The 2,892-nt window shown below is 66.6% G+C and carries 3 protein-coding genes and 1 tRNA gene; 3 read left to right on the top strand and 1 reads right to left on the bottom strand.

The features are described from left to right. Positions 1 to 529 precede the first annotated feature (529 nt). From AB1609_19890 to AB1609_19880, 3 genes are all read left to right on the top strand, one after another. Positions 530 to 685 (top strand): hypothetical protein, encoded by a 156-nt coding sequence (locus AB1609_19890; protein MEW6048704.1) that lies wholly within the window; start codon positions 530 to 532, stop codon positions 683 to 685. Positions 686 to 892: 207 nt separating this feature from the next. Beyond that, positions 893 to 968: transfer RNA gene (locus AB1609_19885), tRNA-Cys, on the top strand. A 165-nt stretch (positions 969 to 1,133) separates the two neighbouring features. Next, on the top strand, positions 1,134 to 1,862 hold the full coding sequence (locus AB1609_19880; protein MEW6048703.1) for a DUF2293 domain-containing protein: 729 nt from the start codon (positions 1,134 to 1,136) through the stop codon (positions 1,860 to 1,862). 504 nt (positions 1,863 to 2,366) lie between these two features. On the opposite strand, the gene AB1609_19875 is transcribed toward AB1609_19880, so the two are convergent. After that, positions 2,367 to 2,892 (bottom strand): hypothetical protein (locus tag AB1609_19875; protein ID MEW6048702.1); only part of this gene is annotated, 526 nt, incomplete at its 5' end.

Genomic DNA, 2,892 nt, shown 5'->3' with positions numbered 1-2,892 from the left:
CGCCCGCCAGACCGCTACGGGGGCGGCGCTGCGCAGCCGGCTGGCCTGGGCGGCGCCGTGGGGGGCCAGGGTATAGCAGGGAACAGGCGGGGTCACCAAAAGGCCCCCACCGGGACTTGACACATACGCTTCTCAAGTGGCCGTTGACAGCCTGCATAAAGGGTGGTAGTTGGTCCTCTGCCGGCGACCAACTGCCAGCAGCATATCGGGGCAGACGGCATATTGGGCGAAAGCAGCTTCATAGTGTCCTGCAAGGGGGTGGGTCACTGGTCGTAGGTGGCAGAGACCACCGGTGTAAGCACCGGAAGGTGGCGCCACCGCATCCGGCAGGGCCGGCCCGGGCGGGACACGGCGCGGGACCGGCTTTTGCGGGATGTGGGGCACGTGACTCCGGAGCTGCTCCAGGTCTACCCTCCTCCGCTGGTCGGTGAGGATCGGTTCGGTACCCAGGACGCCCACCCGGCGGCGGATCGGCGCTGCCCGAAATGGAGTCCGGTGCCCGGTTGGCTTGGCCGGACGAGGGGCACTTATGGGTTTGCTGGGGAATGGCGCGTGGGAGCAGCTGGTCGAGGCTTTGGTGGAGGGTATCCGCATCGATACGGTCCACGAGGAGGGCCGCAAGACGGCCAAGGTGACCATCCGCTACCGTGTCCACTGGGAAATCCCTCCTTGGAGCCAACGTTAATACCGGGATATGAACGCTGTCAATACGCGACCTTAACGTTGTCAAGATCAGGCACCCCCGCCACGCAAAGCACGTGTCGCAGGAGCCCACGGAACCCGGTTGTCAGCGCCACGTTGGGAGCATCAGCAGGAGACGGAGCGCGGTGCTGTTGACTGGCACAGTTGGTTCCTTTATCATGAGGTCGGGCGCCGGAAGGCGTACAGACGAGGCGGCGTAGCCAAGGGGCTAAGGCGGAGGTCTGCAAAACCTCTATTCGCCGGTTCGAGTCCGGCCGCCGCCTCCAATCACGACGAAGGTTTGCGTTCTCAGTAGCTGACGGGCATGCCGGTTGCTGTTGAGAGCGCCAGTCACGTGGGCAAAGCCAGTAACGAAACCCCCGTTTGGGGGCTTCGTCGTTTAGGGGCCCGGGACTGAGCCGGGTCGCCACGGCATGCCTCGAGTCGCTCAAATGGACGCGCGGAAGCTTCAGGACAAGGATCTGACGGGCGAGCATCTTCGCGTCTACCCGCCACGCTCCGACGAAGTTGAGGCAATCGAGGGCGAGGCGAGTGACGCCGACCTCTGGTGGACGCCACAGCATGGGATTGTCCGTACGCCCCCCGGCTGGGCCTTTTTACCCCGTGGCGATGCCTTCGTTACCCGCAAGGTGAAGGAGGCCGGGCTTTATTGGGAAGTGGTGCGATCCCGGCCAAAGCGGCGGTACACAGAGCGCCTGGGGCTGCTCGCGCCACAATCGCACATTGCCGAAGCCGAACGGCAGGCCCAGCAAACCGAAGCCGCTCGGCAGCGCCGGCGGGCTGCTTCTGCTCGAGCCCGCGAGAGCGCCGAGCAGCGCTACCGCCAAGAGCTTGAGCGGGCCATCATCCAGTTCCTGTCCTTCGACGCGGCCCACGCAGACCTCGCGCAGCAAATAGCGCGGAAGGCAGCCATCCATGCCGCCGAAGTGGGAAGTGGCCGGGTCGGGCGCACCCGGAAGCTGTCCTTGCAAGACAAGGCTGAGTTGGCAGCCCGGGCCTACATCCGGCACGCCTACACCTCGTATGAGCGAAAACTTGACAGGCTCCCTTACGCTGACTCGGAGCTCTACCGTTACGTTAAAGCGGAAGCTCAGGCCGAGGTCGACGCCTTCATCGAACGGCACCGGCGCCCGCCTCGTCGCTTAAAGGCGAAACGATGAGCGGCCTGGGCTTGCTCGTGGACTCATGGACCTCTTGCGCAGCGATCAGGACGCCCCGAAATCCGACGCCCTGCGGGGTGGAGGCCAGGATGCGGCTGACCGGGTCTTTGAGCTTACCGGGCAGCCGGCAGGTGGGGACGACCGGGCTCACCGCTCCGGGCGCATCGCTGGCGGAGGCGAGCCGGCCGTGGTCAGCTCCGGTGTCGTCGAGGAAGCGAGCCCGGTTTTGCTAGGTAGCGACGTCAGCCCCGGCGCACAGCACCTGGGCTATGGACGCCGGGCCTCCTTGCGGCGGAAGGTGGCCACGGTTTGGGGTCACCGGTCGCCCGAGCATCCAGCCGCAGCCTTGCGGCATCAACCTTTCCCCCGGGCCGAGGAGCGGAGCGCAACCCCGCTCGTTCGGTGCGGTACCCGCACCCGCTCCTCGGTCGAATGGCGCTCTTCGCCAGACCGGCGTGTCGTTGCATCACCCGCAGCCGGCCGCTGGCACCGGCCCGATCACTTTCACGACCCTTCGGCCCCGATACTCACCCCGGTTTTTGCCTCACCTTCACCTTCACCGTCACCCTCACCCTTGACCGGGAGTTGGACGGATCCTCCAGCCGAGAGGTCCGCATCAGACCCGGCAGAGATGGAGCCGGGGCCCGCCTGCAGTTCGGCAGAGGCACCGGCCTGTGCTCGGGCTTCTGCGCTGCCGCTCACCTGGCCGTCGGTTCGGGCACCTTGACGCTCACCTGAGTCCGCATAACCGCTGGCGCGGGCACGGGCCCCGGCCGAACTGTTGAGGCCAAGCCGGGCCTCCACCAGCCGGGCGATTCCTCCGTCGACTTCGCCCAGCACCCGCAGCGCGTGTTCAGCCTTCACCACCACGGTGCCAGCGGCACCCGCCCGTTGACGCGAGCCTCCGTTCCCTCCGGCCCGCTGGCTGGCTTCTGCCTCCTCCCGCAGGCGCAGGGCCAGGCGGTGCTGTTCCTCCAGCCGCATCCGGGTGAGCACGGAAAGAAGCGCCCTGAGGTACACCTCGCTATCG

The sequence above is a fragment of the Bacillota bacterium genome (assembly GCA_040754675.1).
Taxonomy (GTDB): Bacteria; Bacillota; Limnochordia; order Limnochordales; family Geochordaceae; genus Geochorda.
This window is presented reverse-complemented; position numbering and strand designations above follow the sequence as displayed.

Bases quoted from the DNA above. Each gene is read 5' to 3' on its own strand.
- AB1609_19890 (MEW6048704.1), top strand. From the start codon at position 530: ATGGGTTTGCTGGGGAATGGCGCGTGGGAGCAGCTGGTCGAGGCTTTG.
- AB1609_19880 (MEW6048703.1), top strand. From the start codon at position 1,134: ATGGACGCGCGGAAGCTTCAGGACAAGGATCTGACGGGCGAGCATCTT.